The 22623-nt window shown below is 57.7% G+C and carries 19 protein-coding genes; 11 read left to right on the plus strand and 8 right to left on the minus strand.

What is annotated here, in order from left to right:
* Window positions 1-8: 8 nt before the first annotated feature.
* The 3 genes from oppB to PG888_RS12040 all read right to left on the minus strand — a co-directional run bounded on the left by oppB (window position 9) and on the right by PG888_RS12040 (window position 3562).
* A complete protein-coding gene (oppB, locus tag PG888_RS12030) occupies window positions 9-929 on the minus strand; it encodes an oligopeptide ABC transporter permease OppB (protein ID WP_042057779.1) in 921 nt (306 codons plus the stop codon).
* A 98-nt stretch (window positions 930-1027) separates the two neighbouring features.
* Complete coding sequence (locus tag PG888_RS12035; RefSeq protein ID WP_075112057.1) at window positions 1028-2647, minus strand: ABC transporter substrate-binding protein; 1620 nt, start codon at window positions 2645-2647, stop codon at window positions 1028-1030.
* Window positions 2648-2926: 279 nt separating this feature from the next.
* Window positions 2927-3562 carry a YchE family NAAT transporter gene (locus PG888_RS12040; protein ID WP_005337678.1) on the minus strand — a complete coding sequence of 212 codons (636 nt, stop codon included), beginning with the start codon at window positions 3560-3562 and terminating at the stop codon, window positions 2927-2929.
* An 840-nt stretch (window positions 3563-4402) separates the two neighbouring features.
* Between PG888_RS12040 and adhE the strand changes: the two genes are divergently transcribed.
* Window positions 4403-7072, plus strand: a complete 2670-nt coding sequence (gene adhE, locus PG888_RS12045) for a bifunctional acetaldehyde-CoA/alcohol dehydrogenase (RefSeq protein ID WP_075112056.1) — start codon at window positions 4403-4405, stop codon at window positions 7070-7072.
* 536 nt (window positions 7073-7608) lie between these two features.
* Here adhE and PG888_RS12050 read toward each other — a convergent pair.
* The 3 genes from PG888_RS12050 to PG888_RS12060 all read right to left on the minus strand — a co-directional run bounded on the left by PG888_RS12050 (window position 7609) and on the right by PG888_RS12060 (window position 10502).
* On the minus strand, window positions 7609-8349 hold the full coding sequence (locus PG888_RS12050) for a YebC/PmpR family DNA-binding transcriptional regulator (RefSeq protein ID WP_033137210.1): 741 nt from the start codon (window positions 8347-8349) through the stop codon (window positions 7609-7611).
* A gap of 102 nt (window positions 8350-8451) precedes the next feature.
* Window positions 8452-10218 carry an aspartate--tRNA ligase gene (gene aspS / locus PG888_RS12055; protein ID WP_163129807.1) on the minus strand — a complete coding sequence of 589 codons (1767 nt, stop codon included), beginning with the start codon at window positions 10216-10218 and terminating at the stop codon, window positions 8452-8454.
* Window positions 10219-10250: 32 nt separating this feature from the next.
* Window positions 10251-10502: an FmdB family zinc ribbon protein gene (locus tag PG888_RS12060; protein WP_005337686.1), complete on the minus strand. Its 252-nt coding sequence runs from the start codon at window positions 10500-10502 to the stop codon at window positions 10251-10253.
* 162 nt (window positions 10503-10664) lie between these two features.
* Here PG888_RS12060 and PG888_RS12065 point away from each other — a divergent pair, with 162 nt between their 5' ends.
* The 6 genes from PG888_RS12065 (at window position 10665) to PG888_RS12090 (ending at window position 16861) form a co-directional block, all read left to right on the plus strand.
* Window positions 10665-11513, plus strand: coding sequence for a DUF72 domain-containing protein (locus PG888_RS12065; RefSeq protein WP_182937774.1), 849 nt, complete (start codon window positions 10665-10667; stop codon window positions 11511-11513).
* Between the two features lie 275 nt (window positions 11514-11788).
* A complete protein-coding gene (gene cmoA / locus PG888_RS12070) occupies window positions 11789-12535 on the plus strand; it encodes a carboxy-S-adenosyl-L-methionine synthase CmoA (RefSeq protein WP_182937775.1) in 747 nt (248 codons plus the stop codon).
* Window positions 12532-13509, plus strand: a complete 978-nt coding sequence (gene cmoB, locus PG888_RS12075; protein ID WP_005353161.1) for a tRNA 5-methoxyuridine(34)/uridine 5-oxyacetic acid(34) synthase CmoB — start codon at window positions 12532-12534, stop codon at window positions 13507-13509. Before cmoA ends, cmoB begins: the two co-directional genes overlap by 4 nt.
* A 52-nt stretch (window positions 13510-13561) precedes the next feature.
* A complete protein-coding gene (locus PG888_RS12080) occupies window positions 13562-14350 on the plus strand; it encodes an ATP-dependent zinc protease family protein (RefSeq protein WP_040067873.1) in 789 nt (262 codons plus the stop codon).
* A 3-nt stretch (window positions 14351-14353) separates the two neighbouring features.
* A complete protein-coding gene (locus PG888_RS12085) occupies window positions 14354-15892 on the plus strand; it encodes an inactive transglutaminase family protein (RefSeq protein WP_040067874.1) in 1539 nt (512 codons plus the stop codon).
* 3 nt (window positions 15893-15895) lie between these two features.
* Window positions 15896-16861 (plus strand): alpha-L-glutamate ligase-like protein, encoded by a 966-nt coding sequence (locus PG888_RS12090; RefSeq protein WP_040067876.1) that lies wholly within the window; start codon window positions 15896-15898, stop codon window positions 16859-16861.
* A gap of 294 nt (window positions 16862-17155) precedes the next feature.
* On the opposite strand, the gene PG888_RS12095 is transcribed toward PG888_RS12090, so the two are convergent.
* Window positions 17156-17758 (minus strand): peroxiredoxin C, encoded by a 603-nt coding sequence (locus PG888_RS12095; protein ID WP_005337701.1) that lies wholly within the window; start codon window positions 17756-17758, stop codon window positions 17156-17158.
* Between the two features lie 146 nt (window positions 17759-17904).
* Here PG888_RS12095 and PG888_RS12100 point away from each other — a divergent pair, with 146 nt between their 5' ends.
* The 3 genes from PG888_RS12100 (at window position 17905) to PG888_RS12110 (ending at window position 19945) form a co-directional block, all read left to right on the plus strand.
* Window positions 17905-18813 carry a hydrogen peroxide-inducible genes activator gene (locus tag PG888_RS12100; RefSeq protein ID WP_182933861.1) on the plus strand — a complete coding sequence of 303 codons (909 nt, stop codon included), beginning with the start codon at window positions 17905-17907 and terminating at the stop codon, window positions 18811-18813.
* Between the two features lie 195 nt (window positions 18814-19008).
* Window positions 19009-19458 (plus strand): C40 family peptidase, encoded by a 450-nt coding sequence (locus tag PG888_RS12105; RefSeq protein ID WP_182934264.1) that lies wholly within the window; start codon window positions 19009-19011, stop codon window positions 19456-19458.
* Window positions 19459-19768: 310 nt separating this feature from the next.
* Window positions 19769-19945: a hypothetical protein gene (locus PG888_RS12110; RefSeq protein ID WP_005337704.1), complete on the plus strand. Its 177-nt coding sequence runs from the start codon at window positions 19769-19771 to the stop codon at window positions 19943-19945.
* Between the two features lie 168 nt (window positions 19946-20113).
* Here PG888_RS12110 and dsdC read toward each other — a convergent pair whose 3' ends face one another.
* Window positions 20114-21058 carry a DNA-binding transcriptional regulator DsdC gene (gene dsdC, locus PG888_RS12115; RefSeq protein ID WP_182933860.1) on the minus strand — a complete coding sequence of 315 codons (945 nt, stop codon included), beginning with the start codon at window positions 21056-21058 and terminating at the stop codon, window positions 20114-20116.
* Window positions 21059-21281: 223 nt separating this feature from the next.
* On the opposite strand from dsdC, the gene dsdX reads away from it, so the two are divergent.
* Window positions 21282-22619, plus strand: coding sequence for a D-serine transporter DsdX (gene dsdX / locus PG888_RS12120; protein WP_182933859.1), 1338 nt, complete (start codon window positions 21282-21284; stop codon window positions 22617-22619).
* Window positions 22620-22623 lie beyond the last annotated feature (4 nt).

Below are 22623 nucleotides of genomic sequence, written 5' to 3' on the forward strand. Positions count from 1 at the left end.
CTCCCGAATTAGTAACGGATCTTGGGATCGATAAAGGCATAGAGAATATCGACCACAGCGTTAAAGGTGATGGTGAGAGCGCCGACCAGAATGGTCAGACCGAGCACCATGGAGTAATCACGGTTAAGGGCACCGTTGACGAACAGCTGACCGATCCCCGGCAGACCGAAGATGGTCTCGATCACCACAGACCCCGTGATGATGCCGACAAAGGCCGGGCCCAGATAGGAGACCACCGGCAGCATGGCCGGACGCAGCGCGTGTTTCAGGATGATGTGGCGCAGCGGCAAGCCCTTGGCACGGGCGGTACGGATGAAGTTGGAGTTCATGGTCTCGATCATGCTGCCCCGCATGATCCGCGAAATGGCGGAGATGTAGTACATCATCATGCCGAACACCGGCAGCACCATAAACTGCACGCCACCACCCTGCCAGCCACCGGCAGGGAACCAGCCCAGATGAATACTGAAAAACAGCACAAGCAAGGGCGCCAGCACAAAGCCCGGTATCACCACCCCGGCCATGGCCGACGACATCAGCAGATAGTCGATGATGGTGTTCTGTTTCAGGGCCGCAATGGTGCCGAAGGTGACCCCCAGCAGCACGGCGAAGAAGAAGGCCGCGGTCCCGATCTTGGCAGACACAGGCAGCGCCTGACTCACCAGATCATTGACGGTGAAATCCTTGTATTTGAAAGAGGGGCCCAAATCACCCTGCACCAGGTTGCCTAGGTAGGTGAGATATTGCATGCCAATCGGCTTGTCGAGCCCGTATTTGGCCTCGATATTGGCGATGACTTCGGGGGGCAGTGAGCGCTCGCTGGTAAAAGGGTTACCCGGGGCGAAACGCATCATGAAGAAAGAGACGGTGATCAAGACCAGCAGAGTCGGGATCGCTTCCAATAGCCGTTTAAAAATGAATTTCAACATAGACATTACCTGTCCTGAACTGCTTCCAAATGGTCGCGGTTGTAATAAAGGCCCGCCGTCTGGCGGGCCCTGCTTGTTATGCGACTTGTTGCTTTAAATCAGTGAGCAATGATGTACATATCTTTGCTGTAGAGGTTATCCAGCGGGTTGGCCGGGTAGCCGCCTACATAGGGTTTAACCATACGGGCAGTCACGTACTGGTAGATGGGCGCAATCGGCATGTCCTTGGCCAGGATCTCTTCAGCCTGGACGTAGAGCTTGTTGCGGGCCGCCACATCAACCTGATCACGGGACGAATCCATCAGCTTGTCGAACTCCGGATTGGAGTACTTGCCGTCGTTATTGCCGTGGGTGGTCTGCATCAGATCCAGCATGGACGAGGCTTCGTTGTAGTCGGCGATCCAGCCGGCACGACCTACGTCAAATTGACCCTGTTTCTTGGTTTCCAGGTAAGTTTTCCACTCCTGGTTAACCAGGCTGACCTGCACGCCCAGCTTCTTCCACATGGAGGCAACGGCCACAGCCACTTTCTTGTGGTTGTCGTCGGTGTTGTAGAGCAGCTCGAACTTCAGCGGCTTGCTGGCATCGAAACCGGCCTCTTCCAGCAGCGCCTTGGCCTTGGCATCACGCTCGGCCTGGGTCATCTTCGACCACTCGGGGGCGACCGGCTTGAAGCCATCGACGAAGTCCGGCACCAGGGTGTAACCCGGCGTCTGACCCTGACCCATCACCTTGTCGGCGATCACGTTACGATCGATGGCATAGGAGAGCGCGGTACGGACACGCACATCGTCAAACGGCTTCTTCTTGACGTTGTACTGGTAGTAGTAAGTCCCCACATAACCGGTCACTTTCAGCTCGTCCGGCTTCTCTTTCTTCATCTGCTTGAAGCGCTCGATGGGCATCTGATAGGTGATGTCCACTTCGCCCGCCAGATAGCGGCTCAGATCGGCGTTGGTAGACTGGATCGGCAGATAGACCACCTTGTTGATAACGGTCTTGCCATCGTTCCAGTAGTGCTTGTTGCGTTCCACTTCGACGCGCTCGTTCACCACCCAGCTCTTCAGGGCATAAGCACCGTTGGATACCATATTTTCCGGCTGGGTCCACTTGTCACCAAACTTCTCGATCACCTTCTTCGGCACCGGGTAGGTGGTGGTGTGGGAGAGCATGCTGACGAAGTAAGGGATCGCTTTCTCAAGCTGCACTTCGAAGGTGTAGTCGTCGGTCGCCTTCACGCCCAGCGTATCCGCAGGCTTCTTGCCGGCGATGATCTCGGATGCGTTGGCAATGGTCGGGATCTCCAGATACCAGGAGTAAGGAGAGGCGGTTTTCGGATCGACGGCGCGTTTGAAGGCAAATTCGAAGTCGTGCGCGGTGACCGGGTCACCGTTGGACCACTTGGCATCTTTGCGCAGGTGGAAGACGTAGTGCTTGTTATCCTTGGTTTCCCAGGATTCGGCCACCGCCGGGAGAATTTCCCCTTTCGGGCCGGAAGCAACGAGACCCTCGAACAGGTCGCGCAGGATATTGGATTCGACCGTTCCTTCGGTCTTGTGCGGGTCAAGGGTCGCAGGCTCCGAGCCGTTGCCTTTTACCAGTTGCTGGACTTCAGCCAGCTTGGTTCCCGCCGGGACATCGGCAGCCTGAGCCACATTGACGCCACCAAACAGTGCAGCCATCAGCAGTGTGTTAATCATTGTTTTTTTATGAGTCATTTCCCTACTCCAACAAGAACATTCCATGCGTTTTTTAAAGTGACGGGGTTAAAACCCGCTCCCAGCATAATTCCCTGCCAATTCCGATAATGCAACAGATATTGTCAGGGTAATCGGCATTTTATGGTCAAAAAACCAGCACCAGCGCGCTTTCTCAGTATTAAAACACCAGCGCTACGCTCATTTTTTACACAAACGACCGATTCTAGAAAAGCGCGGGCAAAAAGCAACCAATAAAAAGCCGGTCACGAGGACCGGCTTTCATAAAACAGACCTGGCTCACATCAAGCTGGGGAAAACCCCCTTGATGCCAGCCACCATGATCTCGATGCCAAGGGACATCATGATAAGACCCATGATACGGGTCACCACGTTGATGCCGGTGTTGCCCATGATCTTGAACAGCAGCGGCGCGGCACGGAAGATGAGCCAGGAGCAGAAGGAGAAAACAACGACAACGACTGACATGCCGAGCAGTTGCTGCCAGTGACTCTGGCTGGCATAGACGATGACCGAGGAGATGGCACCGGGGCCCGCCATCAGCGGCAGCGCCAGCGGCACCACGGCGATAGACTCGCGCACCGCCAGTTCACCCTTCTCCTGCTTGTTGTGTTTCACTTCACCGAGCTTGCCCTGCAGCATCGACCAGGCGATCAGGGTGATGAGCGAACCGCCGGCAATGCGGAACGACGCCAGCGAGATGCCAAACCCATCGAGGATCAGCTGCCCCATATACATGGAGACCAGCAGGATCACCATCACCGCGATATTGGCGGTGGTATTGGTTTTCATCCGCTCGGCCTGGGTATGGTGGCTGGTCAGGCTGACAAACACCGGCAACAGACCCAGCGGGTTGATAATTGCGAACAAACCGACAAAAAACTTCAGATACAGCGAGACGTCAATTGCTGCCATAGGCGCCTTCCAATAGAGTTTCGGGCCCACTGGGCCAGTCCATTAATTTCGTGCGTAAATTTACATCATAGCCAGAGCGGGCACCAATCAAATAATCTCACCATTTTTGGGGGTTTTTAGTTAGTTCATCTAATGCATCCGCGCTAACTGGCATAAACAAATGCCAAAAGCCCCTGCCACCGCCCGACCCGCGTCACAAGCGTGAACGCAAGTCTGTGTAATCAGGCTCGGCAGCGCTGACGGTGACTGACCGAATGGAAAAGCGACCCGAGAGACTCCACCTGCGACGTTCTCCATCTTTCCGGCCCGGCACCACTGACATGACTCGGCCGGAGAGCCGCAATGCCAAAATGGGTAAAGCGGGCAGAAATGGCCCCCTCGGGCAATAAAGCAGATTAGTCATGGATTAAAACAACAATCATTTTCGCAACAAATGCTGGAATAAAGCGCGTTTGTCGGTGGTTTTGAAACCGATTCACTCATATTTGCTAACCAATACCGCAAAAACAGCTCTTCACCCTGATCTCAAAGTGCAATTAACCATTTGATAAATGTGGTTTATTACCCTGTATTAACAAGTCACTCGCCTTCCCCTTGTCAGCACACTCCTGTAACATCAGTCAAACAAGGATTGTGAAATAAAATTTCTTTTGTTCTTTTGTTACACATGATCCAGATCAAGTTTTTCTGAGTCAGCCCCGCTCTATAATCGACTCAGAAAGCGATTTAGTAAGGCATGTGAAAAAGCTGTTGCAACGATACCGTCTTGACAGGGCGACTATAATTGCCGGGCATTGCCAACGTCTTACTAAACAGTTTTCAAATAATCAGGAGATAAACATGGCAGTAACCAATATGGCTGAACTGGATGCACTGGTCGCCCGCGTTAAGGAAGCCCAGCGTGAATTCGCCAGCTTCTCACAAGAGCAGGTAGACAAGATCTTCCGTGCCGCCGCCCTGGCCGCCAGCAATGCCCGTATCCCCTTGGCCCAAATGGCCGTGGAAGAGTCCGGTATGGGTATCATCGAAGACAAGGTTATCAAGAACCACTTCGCCTCCGAATACATCTACAACAAGTACAAAGAAGAGAAGACCTGCGGCATCCTCAGTGAAGATGACGAGATGGGTACCATCACCATCGCCGAGCCGGTAGGTATCATCTGCGGTATCGTACCGACCACCAACCCGACTTCCACTGCGATCTTCAAATCCCTGATCTCCCTGAAGACCCGCAACGCCATCATCTTCTCCCCGCACCCCCGTGCCAAGAACTCCACCAATACCGCTGCCAAGCTGGTACTGGATGCAGCCATTGCCGCCGGTGCACCGAAAGACATCATCGGCTGGATCGATCAACCGACTGTTGAACTGTCCAACGCCCTGATGAAGCACAACGACATCAACCTGATCCTGGCCACCGGTGGCCCGGGCATGGTGAAAGCTGCTTACTCCTCCGGTAAGCCGGCTATCGGTGTAGGTGCCGGTAACGTACCTGTTGTTATCGACGAAACTGCCGATGTGAAGCGTGCTGTCGCCTCCATCCTGATGTCCAAAACCTTCGACAACGGCGTAGTCTGTGCCTCCGAGCAAGCCGTTATTGTGGTTGACTCCATCTATGACCAGGTGAAAGAGCGTTTCGCGACTCACAACGGTTATGTGCTGACCAAAGAAGAAGCTGACAAGGTCCGTAAGGTCATCCTGATCAACGGTGCCATGAACGCCAACATCGTGGGCCAGCCTGCTACCAAGATCGCCGAAATGTCTGGCGTGACCGTACCTGCTACCACCAAGATCCTCATCGGTGAAGGTCTGGAAGTGTGTGAAGAGGAAGAGTTCGCTCACGAGAAGCTCTCCCCGACTCTGGGTATGTTCCGTGCCAAGAACTTCGAAGAAGCCGTCGAAATGGCCTGCAAAATGGTCAACCTGGGTGGTATCGGCCACACCTCCGGTCTGTACACCGACCAGGATCGCAACGCCGACCGCATCAAGTACTTCGGCGACAAGATGAAAACCGCCCGTATCCTGATCAACACCCCGACCACTCAGGGTGGTATCGGTGACCTGTACAACTTTGCCATTGCTCCGTCCTTGACGCTGGGTTGCGGTTCTTGGGGTGGTAACTCCATCTCCGAAAACGTGGGTCCCAAGCACCTGATCAACAAGAAGACAGTCGCAAAACGGGCAGAAAATATGCTGTGGCACAAACTTCCGAAATCCATCTACTTCCGTCGTGGTTCCCTGCCGATCGCTCTGGGCGACCTGGAAGGTAAAAAGCGCGCACTGGTCGTGACCGACCGCTTCCTGTTCAACAACGGTTACGCCGACGAAGTGGTTCGTCTGCTCAAGGGCCTGAAGATGGAAGTGGAAGTGTTCTACGAAGTAGAAGCTGACCCGACTCTGTCTGTGGTACGCAAAGGTGCCGAGATGGCGAACTCCTTCAAGCCTGACGTTATCGTTGCGCTGGGTGGTGGTTCACCGATGGATGCGGCCAAGATCATGTGGGTCATGTACGAGCACCCGGAAACTGCGTTCGAAGATCTGGCCATGCGCTTCATGGACATCCGCAAGCGTATCTACAAGTTCCCGAAAATGGGCGTGAAGGCCGAACTGGTCTGTATCACCACCACTTCCGGTACCGGTTCTGAAGTGACTCCGTTTGCGGTCGTAACCGACGACGCCACTGGCATGAAGTACCCGCTGGCTGACTACGAGCTGACCCCGAACATGGCCATCGTTGATGCCAACCTGGTTATGGGCATGCCGAAATCCCTGTGTGCCTTCGGTGGTATCGATGCCGTGACTCACGCCATGGAAGCCTACGTCTCCGTACTGGCTAACGAGTACTCTGATGGTCAGGCGCTGCAAGCTCTGAAACTGCTGAAAGAGTACCTGCCGTCCAGCTACCTGAACGGTGCCAACGACCCGGTTGCTCGCGAGAAAGTACACAACGCCGCTACCATCGCCGGTATCGCGTTCGCCAACGCCTTCCTGGGTGTGTGCCACTCCATGGCTCACAAACTGGGTGCTGAATTCCACATTCCGCACGGTCTGGCCAACGCCCTGCTGATCAGCAACGTGATCCGCTACAACGCCAACGACAACCCGACCAAGCAGACTGCGTTCTCCCAGTACGACCGTCCGCAAGCTCGCCGTCGTTACGCCGAAGTGGCTGACCATCTGGGTCTGAGCGCTGCCGGTGACCGCACCGCTGCCAAGATCGAGAAGCTGCTGGTATGGCTGGACGACCTGAAAGCCACTCTGGGCATCCCGGCCTCCATCCGTGAAGCTGGCGTGTCTGAAGCTGACTTCCTGGCCAAGGTTGACCAGCTGGCCATCGAAGCCTTCGATGACCAGTGCACCGGCGCCAACCCACGCTACCCGCTGATCAGCGAGCTGAAAGCCATCCTGATGGACACCTACTACGGCCGTCCGTTCACCGAAGGCGTTGCTGCTCCTGCTGCTGCACCGGTTGAAGCCAAGGTTGAAGGCAAGAAAAAATCCAAGGCCTGATAACCAGCCCTGAGATTACAAGCCCGCGCATTGCGCGGGCTTTTTTTATCTGCCACTTATCACCACCCTCCTCTCCCTGCCGATTGCGGTACTCTCCCCATCAACCAACCAACCTGCAAACCCGGCCCTGGCTAATCCGTTATCAGCATCCCAACCGGTAACTCAGCATTGCTGGCCACCCTGTGATAACAAGGGTGCGCCCCCATCACCTCGTCTCCCTTACCCGCAACGCAATTGCCCTGACGGGCAGATGTGAGCAGTCAACGCCATCTAAAGAGCTGAGCGCGTGATAAACAGGATAAGCGGAGCCGCGCCATCACCACGCAACGCAACGCAGCAGAACGATGATCAGCGTATGTTCGGGGCGAACCAACCCACAGGAAGCCTGGAATGACCATCAACAGAGAAAACGGAATAGGAATAAGTGGAGAGCGCTGTTGCAGCGGCGGATCACCTGACTCGTCAGCAGTTGCCCCGATGCAAAGATAAAAAAATGGCAGCCATCTGGCTGCCATCGGGAGAGCACGATTCAGCGATCAGAGGGTCGCAGCAACTTCATCGGAGATGGAGCCGTTGTGATACACCTCTTGCACGTCGTCCAGATCTTCCAGCATGTCGATCAGACGCATCAGCTTGGGCGCAGTTTCAGCATCCAGCTCGGCTTCGGTGGAAGGGATCATAGTCACTTCGGCGCTCTCGGCCTTGAAGCCAGCAGCTTCCAGACCATCCAACACGGTGCCGAAGTCGTTCGGGGTGGTGTACACCTCGATGGAGCCATCCTCTTCGGTGACCACGTCATCGGCACCCGCTTCCAGTGCGGCGTCCATCAGGGCATCTTCGTCAACGCCCACGAAGGTCAGCAGACCTTTCTTGCTGAACAGATAGGCGACAGAGCCGTCGGTGCCCAGGTTGCCACCGCACTTGCTGAAGGCGTGACGCACTTCGGCAACGGTACGGTTGCGGTTGTCGGTCAGGCACTCCACCATCACGGCAGAGCCAGCCGGGCCGTAGCCTTCGTACACGATGGTCTCGAGCTGCTCGCCATCGCCACCACCGGCGCCACGCTGGATGGCACGGTTGATGGTGTCGCGGGTCATGTTGTTGGTCAGGGCGGCAGTCACCGCGGCACGCAGGCGCGGGTTGTTGGCCGGATCCGGGTCACCAAGACGCGCGGAAGTGGTGATTTCGCGGATCAGTTTGGTGAAGATCTTGCCACGCTTGGCGTCCTGAGCGGCCTTGCGGTGTTTGATGTTGGCCCATTTACTGTGACCTGCCATAGAGACTCTCCGTTATTTTTTAAATGTCAGTAACACTGGTCATGACTAACCCAAGGGAAACACGGAGGCCGCACGGCGGCGGCCTCCGGTGCCGGTATCGGCTTACTCGTCGCCCTTGACGGTGGTTGCAATCGCCAGCTCACCCAGTTGGGCGGCGTTGGCAAGGCTGGGGGCGTCTGTCATCAGACAGGCAGCCGCGGTCGTTTTCGGGAAGGCAATCACGTCCCGAATGTTTTCGGTGCCGGTCAGCAGCATGCTGAGACGATCCAGACCGAAGGCCAGACCGGCGTGCGGCGGGGTACCGTACTTCAGGGCATCCAGCAGGAAGCCAAACTTCAGGCGCTGCTCGGCCGGAGTGATACCCAGAATGTCGAACACGGTGGACTGCATTTCGCTGTTGTGGATACGGACAGAACCGCCACCCACTTCGTAACCGTTGATCACCATGTCGTAGGCGTTGGCGTAAGCCGCCACCGGGTTGGCTTTCAGCTCGGCGGGGCCCATGTTGCTCGGTGCGGTAAACGGGTGGTGCATGGCAGCCAGACCGCCTTCGCCATCTTCCTCGAACATCGGGAAGTCGATGACCCACAGCGGCTTCCAGCTGTTCTCCAGCAGACCCAGATCGCGGCCCACTTTCAGGCGCAGAGCGCCCATGGCATCGCAGACCACTTTCTTGCTGTCAGCGCCGAAGAAGATGATGTCGCCGTCAGCTGCACCGGTACGGGCCAGGATCTCGCGCACGATCTCGTCGGAGAGGAACTTGGCAACCGGAGACTGCACGCCTTCGAGGCCGTTGGCGGCTTCGTTGACCTTCATCCAGGCCAGGCCCTTGGCACCGTAGATGCCGACAAACTTGGTGTACTCGTCGATCTGCTTGCGGGAGAGCTCGGCGCCGCCCGGGACTTTCAGGGCTGCTACGCGGCCTTTCGGATCGTTGGCAGGACCGGCGAACACGGCGAACTCGACGGCGGTCAGCAGATCTGCCACATCGACCAGCTCCATCGGCAGACGCAGGTCCGGCTTGTCGGAGCCGAAGCGACGCATGGCTTCGTCGAAGGTCATGATCGGGAAGTCGCCCAGATCCACGTTCAGGATGTGCAGCCACAGTTTGCGGATCATCTCTTCCATGATTTCACGCACTTGCGGCGCGGTCATGAAGGAGGTCTCCACGTCGATCTGGGTGAATTCCGGCTGGCGGTCGGCACGCAGGTCTTCGTCACGGAAGCACTTGACGATCTGGTAGTAGCGGTCGAAGCCGGACATCATCAGCAACTGCTTGAACAGCTGCGGAGATTGCGGCAGCGCGTAGAACTTGCCCTTGTGCACGCGGCTCGGCACCAGATAGTCACGGGCACCTTCCGGGGTGGCCTTGGTCAGCATCGGGGTCTCGATATCGAGGAAGCCGTGCTCGTCCATGAAGCGGCGTACGAAGGCGCTGGCCTTGGCACGGGTCTTCAGGTACTTGGCCATCTCGGGGCGACGCAGATCCAGGTAGCGATACTTGAGGCTGATCTCTTCGCTGTTGACCTGATTGAAGTCAAGGGGCAGCGGCTCGGCACGGTTGATGATGTTGAGTTCGTGGGCGAACACTTCGATGGCGCCAGTGGCCATGTCGCTGTTGCGCTGGGAGTCCGGACGGGTACGCACCACACCGGTCACCTGGATGCAGAACTCGCCGCGCAGCTCGGAGGCCAGCGCGAACGCGTCCGGCTTGTCCGGATCGAAGAACACCTGAACGATCCCTTCCCGGTCGCGCATATCGATAAAGATCAGACCGCCGAGATCACGACGACGATGAACCCAACCGCACAATGTAATGGTCTGCCCTGCATGGGCCTCATTGACCTGTCCGCAATAGATAGAGCGCATGGACTTCTTCCTTCGAAATTGTAGAGAGACGGTTAACCTTGGGCCGCCGGGCACGACTGGCAAGCACCGTCTGTCTCACAGCTGGCCAGATTCTTTTTCTTACCCGGTTTGAAATCAGTCTCGTACCATCCGGTTCCCTTGAGCCGGAAGCCTGCCGCCGATATCAGCTTGACCAGATTCGGCTTGCTACAGGCCGGACAGTCGGTCAGAGGGGCATCGGAAAGCTTTTGCAGTTTTGCCAATTCATGGCCACAGACGTCGCAACGATATTCGTAGATAGGCATGGGTCACAAGAAATTGAAAAACAAAAGGGCTGGCATTATAGAGGAAAACCCCCTTTTGGGTAAAATGGCCAGCAGCCTCCTTTCGCCAGTTTTTTGCACTCGATGGCAAAAAGCGGGCAAAAAATCGGCACGAATGCACCAAGAGCGAAGAGAATAGCCACCATGAGCCTCTATTTGGGCCTGCCGCAGTGGTCCCACCCCAGCTGGCCCGGTCAGTTGCTGGGCCTTGGCGCCAAGCCTGCCGAACACCTCGCCCACTACGCCACCGTGTTCAATTCGGTGGAGGGCAACACCACTTTCTACGCCCTGCCGACCCCCGATACGGTGCAGCGCTGGGCCGATGCGGTGCCCGATTACTTTCGCTTCAACTTCAAGTTTCCGCAAACCATCAGCCACCAGAGCGATCTGGTGAGCGCAGACAAACAGGTAGCCGACTTTATCCGGCTGCTTGCCCCATTGCATGACAAGCTGGGACTGCTCACCCTGCAGTTGCCAGCCCGTTTCGGCCCGGAGGGGATGGCCAGACTGTCGGCCTTTCTCGAGCGGCTGCCGCAGGCGTTTCGCTACGCCCTCGAGGTGCGTCACCCCGACTTCTTCGCCAAGGGAGAGGCCGAGCGGGCATTGAACCGGCTGCTGATGGAACAAGGGGTCAACCGGGTGATGCTCGATAGCCGCCCGCTCTTCTCGGTGCCAGCAACCACGGCGGCCCTTGTCGATGCCCAGGGCAAGAAGCCGCGCCTGCCGGTGCATCTGCTGGCCACCGCCAGTGCCCCCATGGTGCGCTTTATCGGCCTGCCGGATCCGGCGGCGAACCACCCCTTCCTGCCAAGCTGGCTCCCCCACTGGCGTCAGTGGCTCGCGGAAGGGAAAGATCTCTACCTCTATATACATACTGCCGACAACGCCCAGGCACCGGAATTGGCCCGCCAGATCACCCGCTTGCTGGAGCAGGAGATGGCCCCCTGGCCGGGGGAAAACGATCGCGCACGTCAGGGAGTGCTGCGCTTTTAGCCAACCCATTCTGCGGCCATCGTTTCGCTGCAAAAAAAGCGCTTTTTTGTGGCGAGGCAAGCCCTGGCGTCAAGACAAACGGCCATCAATCCTCTACACTACCGCCCCAAGTAAGGGTCCGGAACATGGCCCGTACGAACAGGACAGGTCCAAAGGATTTCATGACCAGCCACCCCGTTCGTAAACAGATGATTGACCTACTCTTATGGGTGTCATCCAACGACTCAATTGAACAATACAGCCGGGTGATGTCCCGACTGTCAGGTTGCGCCAGCATGCAGACCAAAGACCAAATTTTTGCCGCCCCGATCGCCCGATTGGGCGACTTCTGTTTTGACGAACAGGTCGTCGACGTATTTCCCGATATGATCCAGCGCTCGGTGCCGGGTTACAGCAACATCATCTCCGCCATCGGCATGATGGCCGCCCGCTACGCTCAGCCCGAGAGCCGACTCTATGATCTGGGCTGTTCACTGGGCGCCGCCACTCAGGCGATGCGTCGCCATATCAGCCAGCCCGGGTGCCGCATCACCGCGGTGGATCTCTCCCACCCGATGATCGAGCGTGCCCGCGCCCACCTCTCCGGTTTCAAATCCGAGGTGCCGGTGGAGCTGGTGGAAGCAGATATCTGCGACATCGAGATTGAGAACGCCTCTGTGGTGGTGCTCAACTTCACCCTGCAATTTGTCGAGCCAGAGAAACGGGCTGCCCTGATCCAGCGCATTCACCATGGTCTGCGCCCGGGCGGGATCCTGATCCTGAGCGAGAAGTTCCGCTTCGAAGATGAACCGGTCAACGAGCTGCTTATCGAGCTGCACCTCGACTTCAAACGGGCCAACGGCTACAGCGAGCTGGAGATCAGCCAGAAACGCACCGCCCTTGAGAACGTGATGCGCACCGACAGCCTGGAGACCCACCGTGCCCGCCTGCGGGACGCCGGTTTCACCCATCAGGATCTCTGGTTCCAGTGCTTCAACTTCGGCTCCATGATTGCCATCAAATCCAGCGACGCCCAGCCATGATCGACTTTGCCAATTTCTATCAACTGATTGCCAAAAACCGGCTGAGCCACTGGCTGCATACCCTGCCCGCCCAGCTGCATGCCTGGCAACATGACAACCAGCATGGCGATCTGCCGCGCTGGAATCGTGCCCTCAACAAGCTGCCGGTGGTATCCCCCGGCAACATCGAGCTGAAAAGCCGGGTCGAGATAGGCTCGGCCGAGAGCCTTGGCGAAGGGGAGCGAAAGAAGGTCGAGAGCCTGCTGCGCCACTTTATGCCATGGCGCAAAGGTCCGTTCACCGTGCACGGCATCCACATAGATACCGAGTGGCGCTCTGACTGGAAGTGGGATCGGGTGTTGCCCCATATCAGCCCGCTCGAGGGACGCTACGTGCTGGATGTAGGCTGTGGCAGCGGCTACCACCTCTGGCGCATGGTGGGTGAAGGGGCCAAGCTGGCAGTCGGCATCGACCCGAGCCCGCTGTTCCTCTGCCAGTTCGAGGCCATTCGCCACTTCGCGGGCAATGATCAGCGCGCCCACCTGTTGCCGCTCGGCATTCAGGAGTTGCCGGAGCTGCGCGCCTTTGACACCGTCTTCTCCATGGGGGTGCTCTATCACCGCAAATCCCCCATCGAGCACATCGAACAGCTACGCAATCAATTGAAAGATGATGGCGAGCTGGTGCTGGAGACGCTGGTGATCGATGGTGGCGTCAACGATGTGCTGGTGCCCACCGACCGTTACGGCAAGATGCGCAACGTCTGGTTTATTCCCTCAAGTAGCGCCCTCAAGCTGTGGGTCGAGCGCTGCGGTTTTACCGACGTGCGGATAGTAGACGAGAATATGACCAGCACCGACGAACAGCGTCGTACCGACTGGATGATTAATGAATCCCTGAGTGACTATCTGGATCCAGACAATCCGGCACTCACGGTTGAAGGACACCCGGCGCCGAAACGTGCCGTACTGATTGCCCGCAAGGCCAAAGACTAGCCGGTGGCGCTTGTGGAAGTTACACTGACCCCATTCCAGGAAGCACAGTTAAATGAATGACATGAAAAGCAAATTAAAAGGAATGACCCTGCTCTCCCTGCTTAGTCTCGGCGGGTGTGTCAATATGGAAAAAGCGCCTCAGGTTCCAGCTCTGACGCTGGCCGAGCTTCGTAGCGAGCTGAGCCAGAGCGAGCAGCGCCTGCAAACATCCATGGAACAGCAACAGAAGCAGTATGTGCAGCAACAGCACCTGCTGGTTCAGCTCAACACAGATGTCACCAATATGAAAGAGTCCGTCAAACAAGTAGACCACAAGCTCGCCACCCTCCCGTCCGAGCCGCCCAAGCCGATGGCCATCCCCACCGAGAAGTGCCCGGCCCCCAATCAGGGTCACACCATCGATGGCAAGCTGATGGTCGGTGAAGCCGAGTGGATCTGGGTTGATGCCGCCAACGACGCCTTCCAGGCACGGGTCGATACCGGTGCGACCACCTCCTCCATCAGTGCGCAGGAGATCACCATTTTCGAGCGCAACGGCAAAAACTGGGTGCGCTTCTTCCTGAGCCATCAGGATGTGGACGACAAGATCCAGATCGAAGCGCCGCTGGTACGTCACGTGCGGGTGCGTCAGGCCTCTGCCGATGATCTTGACCGCCGTCCGGTGGTGCGTCTGGCCGTGCGCATTGGCGACATGACCGAGAAAGCCGAATTTACCCTGAAAGACCGTAGCGACATGACCTTCCCTGTGCTGCTGGGTCGCGAATTTTTGAAAGACATCGCCGTGGTTGATGTGGCCCGCGAATATATCCAACCCAAACCCAAGCTCAAGGATGTGAAATAATCCATGGTTTCCCGTAAGCCGTTCTATTTGCTGGTAGCCCTGCTGTACATTGTCGGCCTGGGGATGACGATCTATCACCATATCGCGTTGGATGTGCCGCTGACGCCCGGTGAAAAGCGCCAGATCTGGTCCATCGAAGCCAAGCTGGAGTTCGAGGCGACCGGTGATCCGGTGATCGCCTCCCTGGCCATTCCGGGCACCCAGCCCGGTTTCACCCTGATGAACGAGAACGCCGCCAGCCCCGGCTACGGCCTCTCCTTTGTCGAGAAAGATGGCGATGCCCGCGCCGAGTGGTCCATCCGCACCGCCTCTGGCCGTCAGGAGCTCTACTACCGCGTCGACATGATGGCGGATGCCCATGCCAAACCGGCCGCCAATCCACAGCCGCCCGCCATCGAGAAGCAGATCGAGAGTGAGCCTTACGCCACCGCGATGAAGCAGATCCTCGAGCGGGCGCAGGAGCGCTCCGCCGACGGCTACACCCTGACTCGCGAGATCATCAAGGAGATCGAGAAGCAGGAGCAGAACGCCGAGCTGCTGAAAAAGCACAAGAGCCGCGCCAACCTGATCGCCGAGCTGCTCAACAATGCTGACGTGCCGACCCGCGTGGTGCATGCCCTGAATCTGGAAGATGGCCGCCGTCGTCAGGAGCTGGTGGATTACCTGCAGGTGTTCAACAGCCCGACCGACTACAAACTGTTCAACCCGCAAACCGGTGAACAGGGTCGTCCGGCCAACCTGCTGCTGTGGGAATACAACTCCGGCGCCCTGCTGGACGTGACCGGTGGTCACAACTCCCGTGTCAGCTTCTCGATGATCGAGCAGGAACAGCCGGTGAGCGTGGCACTGGCGCAGAAGTTCGAGAAATCAGAGATGATGAACTTCTCCATCCACAGCCTGCCGCTGGAAGAGCAGACCCTGTTCAAGGGCTTGCTGCTGATCCCGATCGGCGTGCTGATGGTGGTGTTCCTGCGGGTGCTGGTGGGGATCAAGACCTCCGGTACCTTCATGCCGGTGCTGATCGCGGTTGCCTTTATCCAGACCTCGCTGGTCACCGGTCTCATCGGCTTCCTGCTGATCGTCGGTACCGGTCTTGTTATCCGTTCCTACCTGTCGCGGCTTAACCTGCTGCTGGTCGCCCGAATATCGGCCATCATCATCATGGTTATCTCGATGATCGGTATCTTCTCCGCGTTCGCCTTCAAGCTGGGGCTGACCGACGGGATGAAGATCACCTTCTTCCCGATGATCATCCTCTCCTGGACCATCGAACGGATGTCCATCCTGTGGGAAGAAGAGGGCCCGAAAGAGGTGTTCCGCCAGGGTGGTGGCTCTCTGCTGGTTGCCGTCATCGCCTATCTGGCCATGGATAACGAGCTGATCCGTCACCTCACCTTCAACTTCCTCGGCCTGCAGCTGGTGCTGATGGCGACCGTACTGTTGATGGGTAACTACACCGGCTACAAGCTGAGCGAACTGAAGCGCTTCAAGCCGCTGGTGGACGAGATGAAATCTGGCGTCACCCCGGGTAAGGACAAGTAACCGATGTGGTTCTGGGAAAAATACACCACCCCGTGGAGCCTGTCCCAATCAGGCATCCTCGGCATGAACAAGCGCAACCACTCCTACATCAGCCGCTACAATCCGCGCAGCCTCTACCCGCTGGTGGATGACAAGCTGCAGACCAAGCGGATTGCGCTGGATGCAGGGGTCACCGTGCCGGAGCTTATCGGCACCATCCGTGCCCAGCACGATGTGGGTCGCATCACCGAGCTGGTCAAAGATTGGCCGGGCTTCTGCATCAAGCCGGCCCGTGGCTCGGGCGGCAAGGGGATCCTGGTGATCCTGCGTCAGGAAAATGGCCTCTTCTACAAGCCCAATGGCAGCGCCTCTACCGGTCAGGATCTGGAGCGCCATGTCTCCAACATTCTGGCAGGGCTCTATTCGCTGGGCGGCAAGCCAGACGTGGCGCTGGTCGAAGGCCTCATCAACTTTGATGATGTGTTCGACGGTTACTCCTTCGAAGGGGTACCCGATGCCCGGGTCATCATCTTCAAGGGGTTCCCGGTGATGGCGATGATGCGCCTCTCCACCGCCGCCTCGGACGGCAAGGCGAACCTGCACCAGGGCGCCGTGGGGGTGGGTCTGTGCCTGCGTACCGGTCGTGCCCTGCGGGCGGTGCAGTTTGGCAATCCGCTGCGTCACCACCCGGATACCGGCCTCGATCTCTATGAGCTCAAGGTGCCCCACTGGGATACCCTGCTCACCCTGGCTGCCTCCTGCTACGAGATGTCGGGTCTGGGCTATATCGGAACAGACATGGTGCTGGACAAGTTCCGCGGCCCCATGCTGCTGGAGCTCAACGCCCGCCCGGGTCTGGCCATTCAAATCGCCAACGGTCGCGGCCTGGTGCCCAATCTCAAGACCATCGAGAAGCTGGGCCAGGTGAAGATGAACGTGGAGCAGCGGGTCAATTTCGCCAAGGATCACTTCGGGATCTTTGAGGAGTAACGCCTCCGCTTGTGAACTGAGCGCGCCTATGGCGCGCTTTTTTTATGGCTGTTGTTTGTCTGTCGGGCCATCCCGTCCCCAACCACAGGGTCAGCATCTCATTCCGAAACGACGAGTACGCCAGCGAACGGCTGCTTGGAATAGCGAGTAACGAAGGGGCGAAGAGGCGAAGAGGCGAAGAGGCGAAGAGGCGAAGAGGCGAAGAGTGTGACCGATATGTCAGGGGATAGGTAAATCGCAGGTATAAAAAAACCGGCGCCAAGACGCCGGTTCTTCACGCAGAGTGCGACCCGATTACAGGGAGTCAGCATTCTCGGACAGGTACTTGGCAACGCCGTCCGGAGAGGCTTGCATACCTTTTTTGCCTTTTTCCCACTGAGCCGGGCACACTTCGCCGTGCTCTTCGTGGAATTGCAGGGCATCGACCATGCGCAGCATCTCGTCGATGTTGCGGCCCAGCGGCAGATCGTTGACCACCTGATGACGAACGACACCGTTCTTGTCGATCAGGAAGGAGCCACGGAACGCCACACCGGCTTCCGGATGCTCAACGTCATAGGCTTTGCAGATTTCGTGTTTCACGTCGGCGATCAGTGGGTATTTGACCTGACCGATACCGCCATCTTCCACTTTGGTGTTGCGCCATGCGTTGTGGGAGAACTGGGAATCGATGGAAACACCGATCACTTCCACGCCACGCTTCTGGAACTCTTCATATCGGTGATCAAAGGCAATCAGCTCGGACGGGCAGACGAAGGTGAAATCGAGCGGATAGAAGAAGACAACGGCAGCTTTGCCTTTGATGTGGGATGACAGGTTGAATGAATCAACGATCTCGCCATTACCCAGAACAGCAGCGGCGGTAAAATCGGGTGCGGGACGGCCTACCAATACCATATTCAATTCCTCTTTATGTGAAGTGAACAATCCGGTGAGGATTGGGCTACCTAGAGCCAAGTCCATCTAATTCAAGCGACAAACTATAGACCCGGTGGTAGATTAGTTAAATCAAATTAAATAGATAGCATTAATCGGGTTTTTCTATGCAACGTTGGCCCAGCCTCAAACAGCTGCAATATCTGGTCGCTCTCGATGAGCACAAGAACTTCAACCGCGCCGCCAAGGCCTGTCATGTCAGCCAGTCGACCCTGAGTACCGGGATCCAGACGCTGGAGGATATGATGAACCTGCAACTGGTGGAGCGGGACCACAAGAGCTTCATTATGACCCCGGTCGGCATGGAAATCGTCGAGCGCGCTCGCAATTTGCTCTCCGATGCGCGGGACCTGATGGAGCTCGGGCAACATCAGGGTGGCGTCATGCAGGGGACGGTACGTTTGGGCTGCATTCCCACCATCGCCCCCTTCCTGCTGAGCAAGCTGCTGAAAGAGTGCAGCAAGACCTATCCTGACCTCGAATTGTTGCTGCGTGAAGACACCACCAGCAATCTGCTCAAGCAGCTGGAACAGGGCCAGCTCGATCTGCTGATCCTCGCCCTGCCCATCGAGATCGGTGGATTTCACTGCAAGACCGTCGGTCAGGATCCGTTCCACATGGTGATGCCCGCCAGCATGGCGGCCGGTCTGCATACCCCGTTCGACTACAAGGAGCTGCCCAACCAGAGCATCTTCCTGCTGGAGCGGGAGCACTGCCTCACCGAGCACGCGGTGAGCGCCTGTCGCCTGCGGGACAGGAGCAAGATCAACCCGTTTGCCGCCACCAGCCTGCACACCCTGGTGCAGATGGTGGAAGCGGGCCTCGGCACCACCTTCCTGCCGCAGATGGCCATCGATGCCGGCATTCTCGCCAACTCCGATCTGGTGGCCATCCCGCTGCCGGGAGAGACCCCCTATCGCGAGATCGGTCTGGTCTGGCGCCCCAGTACCACCCGGGTGCAGACCTTCTACAAGCTGGCAGAGCTGCTGACCCCGCTGGTCAGCCACTGCAAGTGACAACAAACGCCAGCCCTCGGGCTGGCGTTTTTCAATCCCCCGCCACATTTTTCCCTCCAGAGACTAGGTATGAAGCCAGATCCCTGTTTATGATGGAAAAGTTGTCGCGCCAGCGCCTGTAGCCAAAACGGTGGGGCAGAAACTGGCGCTCGATGAATGTCTCGTTTGGTAGATCCGTCCGTGGAGAGAGCCCCGATGTATCGCACGCTGCTGCTATCCCTGCTGACTCTGTTGCTGGCCGCCTGCTCCAGCACGCCGGAGCCGCCTCCGGCCCCCCGGCAGAGCAGTGCCTTTGATGGCTTCTACCAGCAGTGGCGCGGAGTCCCTTACCGGATGGGCGGTGCCAGCCGCGCCGGGCTCGACTGCTCCGCCTTCACCCAGCTCGCCTACGGTCAGGTGCTGGGCTTCAACCTGCCAAGAACCACCGAATCCCAGGCCAGCATTGGCAAACCGGTGGATCGCTACCGGCTGCAACACGGGGATCTGGTCTTCTTCAAGACCGGCTGGCAGCAGTACCATGTGGGGGTCTACACCGGTGCTGGCGAGTTTATTCACGCCTCCACCAGCAAGGGGGTGATCCGCTCGCGCCTCGACAACGTCTACTGGAACAGCCGCTACTGGCAGGCGCGTCGGGTGACCCAGTAACGGCTTACACCCCTGCTCGCGGTACAAGTTGCGTGCCGGCGCCCTCCGTCAATCTCTGTCGTTATATCGGGATACTCAGCTCACGCTTATAACTCAATTGGCCCCAAAGCCTGCATATCACACCATTTTGTGATAAGGTGGTGGCCAATTTTTAACACTTTCGCTGTTTTCTCATACGCTCTCTGTCCTGATTGACAACAAGCGAGGCGATAACAAGCAGCGCGCGGCGAAGGTGGAGTGTGGTGCAACACTGCCGGACGGGTGGCCCACAGCAGCAGTATCAAGGGTTAAATAGATAAGGAGATCTGCAATGAAACAGTATCAAAGCTGGCTGGGGCAATACCTGATGAGTCGCCGTGACGGTGACCACGCCATGGCATGCGAGATGGCGAGTTCCATCTGCGAGTTCTGGCAGCAACAGGGTGATGAAAACGAACTGGACAAGTGGCAGCAGATTTACCAGAACCATCTGGAAAAGACCACCTGATCCCAACCGCTGCCTTGCTGCCAGCCATCCGGTGTTGGCAGCAAGGCCACTCGCGACCAACCACCATCAGCCAACCTCTCTCCCCCAATATTCCCGCTACGTTAAACCGCTACCTTCGTTCACTCGCGCTTTACCGTCTTCATGTTGCTCTTGCGCACCGGCCTCTGTTCATTCCATCTCGGCAGCCATCCCCTGTGCCCAGTCGATAAAGGCCTGGATCTTGGGGCACTCGCGGTTGGGCAGAGTCGCCATGTAATAACGCTGCTCGCACTTGACCTCCAGCCCGGCAAAAGGGGCCACCAGCTCGTTGCGCACCAGCCGCTTGCTCACCAGATTCTTGCGCCCCATAGCGATACCGGCGTGATTCATGGCGGCGATAATGGCGAGATCCGAGCGATCAAAGCCCATGCTCAGCTGACATGCCTCAAGGCTGACCCCGGCATGGCGAGCCCAGCAGCTCCACTCGTCGGTGTCCGAGTCAAATCCCCACGCCTGCCGATCATGAAGCAGACGGCACCGGGACAAGTTGGCGGGATTGCCGACAAGCCCGTGCTGCTCGGCATATTCCGGGCTGCAGACCGGCAGCATGTACTCATCCATCAGCGAGTGGATGGCGAGCCGATCCGGGCTCTTCTCATCGAAATAGAGGGTCAAATCGATACCATAACCGTGCAGGTTGATGTTCTCGTTGCCGGTGATGATATTGAGCTCGATCTGCGGATGCAGGCGGGAGAAGTCCGCCAACCTGGGCACCAGCCAGCACTGGGCGATGGAGGGGCGCGAATAGATGGTCAGAGTACCGGAGAGCTCCTGATTCTTGATCTCCAGGATCTCCTGATTGATGAACTCCAGCGAGGATTTGAGCGCCCAGAATACCCGCTGTCCCTCCGCCGTCAGTACCACCTTGCGGTGAAAACGGGTAAATAGCTGAAAACCCAGCGCGTCCTCCAACGCGCTGATCCGGTGACTCACGGCACTGGGGCTCAGCGACAATTCATCGGCCGCCATGGCAAAGGATCCGTGACGGGCGGCCGCCTCGAAGGTATGCAGCTTGGCCAGCTGGTAACCACTCAGCAGCTTGTTGCGCGATATGTAATTATCCCCGTTATACATTCATCCCCCTCTTCGCAATGGCTGCCGATGATACACCCAAGGCCCCGCCTTCAGGGTGACCTGAGAAGAATCAAGAAATGTGGTTTCGAGAAAATGTGATGAATGTGGCGAATTAGCATCATCTCAGTTCACCCAAGAGCCGAATTTCATCATTTGTCAGCGACCCGCCATTTTCATTCAATAGCGCATAAACAATCACACATAACAGATGTCGAGGCGCAGTATGAGTTCAGAATTGTGGGTCATCGCTACATTGCTAAGCAGCATCATTCTTATCGTGGTAACCATAGTGAAGGGCAAGGTACACCCTTTCCTCGCCCTGCTGCTGGCAAGTTTCTATGTCGGCACCATGATGGGGATGAACCCTCTCAAGATGGTCAGTGCCATGGAAGAGGGCATTGGTGGCACTCTGGGCTTTCTCGCCGCCGTCATCGGCCTTGGCACCATACTCGGCAAAATGATGGAAGTATCTGGCGCGGCGGAGCGCATCGGTCTCGCCCTGCAGCAATGCCGCTGGCTCTCGCCCCAGGTCATCATGGTGCTGGTCGGTCTGGTGTGCGGCATCACCCTGTTCGTCGAAGTGGGGGTGGTACTGCTGATTCCGCTCGCCTTCTCCATCGCCCGCAAGACCAGAACCTCGCTGCTGACCCTGGCCATTCCGCTCTGCACCGCCCTGATGGCCGTGCACTGCATAGTGCCGCCTCACCCTGCCGCCCTCTATGTCACCAATCAGCTGGGTGCCGACATCGGTTCCGTCATCGTCTATGGTCTGGCGGTGGGCCTCTTTGCCTCGCTGGTAGGTGGCCCGCTGTTCCTGAAACTGCTGGGCAAACGGGTACCATTCAAGGAAGTGCCCGCCGCCTTTGCCGACATCAAGGCCCGCGATGAGGCAACTCTCCCGACCCTGGGTGCCTCACTCTTTACCGTGCTGCTGCCCATCCTGCTGATGCTGGCCAAGACAGTCGCCGAGCTCAACATGGATCACGCCAGCCACCTCTATGTTGTGCTGGAGTTTATCGGCAACCCCATCACCGCCATGTTTATCGCCGCCTTCACCGCCTACTACGTGCTGGGGATCCGCCAGCAGATGAAGATGGAAGGACTGCTCAACAAGACCGAGGAGTGCTTCTCCTCCATCGCCAACATTCTGCTCATCATCGGTGCAGGGGGCGCCTTCAACGGCGTACTCAAGGCAAGCGGGCTGGGCGACTCTCTGGCCACCATCCTCTCCCAGCTGGACATGCACCCCATACTGCTGGCCTGGCTGGTCGCCATCGTGCTGCACGCTGCCGTGGGCTCCGCCACCGTGGCCATGATGGGCGCCACCGCTATCGTCTCCCCCATCATGGTGCACTACCCGAACATCAGCCCGGAGATCATGACGCTCGCCATCGGCTCCGGCGCCATCGGCTGCACCATGGTGACCGACTCCCTGTTCTGGCTGGTCAAGCAATACTGCGGTGCCACCCTGAACGAAACGCTCAAGTACTACACCACCGCCACCTTTGTTGCCTCCCTGATGGCACTGGCCGGTACTTTCCTGCTCTCCTATATCGTGTAACAAG

It is taken from the genome of Aeromonas sp. QDB23 (assembly GCF_027707745.1).
GTDB classification, from domain to species: Bacteria; Pseudomonadota; Gammaproteobacteria; order Enterobacterales; family Aeromonadaceae; genus Aeromonas; species Aeromonas allosaccharophila.